Raw genomic sequence first — 219 nt, forward strand, 5'->3', positions numbered from 1 at the left:
ATCTAAGCGTGAAACTCCCTCTAAGATTAGATCTCTCATCCTTTATGGAGTAAGGCTCGACGTAGACTATGTCGTTGATAGGTCGGAGGTGGAAGCGCTGTGAGGCGTGCAGCTGACCGATACTAATTAGCCGAGGGCTTGACCTACAAAGAAGCGTGGAATCGTCGTGAGCAGCGAGCATGGACCGGAGCGAGCTTTGCAAACCAAGAAATTGAAAAA

The 219-nt window shown here is 49.3% G+C and carries 1 rRNA gene; it reads left to right on the forward strand.

Annotated elements, in window-relative coordinates:
- Nucleotides 1-146, forward strand: a 23S ribosomal RNA gene (locus tag H9X86_RS12355); the annotation flags it as partial.
- Nucleotides 147-219 lie beyond the last annotated feature (73 nt).

Origin of the sequence: Pseudoflavonifractor capillosus (assembly GCF_016902575.1) — a bacterium.
Taxonomy (GTDB): domain Bacteria; phylum Bacillota; class Clostridia; order Oscillospirales; family Oscillospiraceae; genus Enterenecus; species Enterenecus capillosus_A.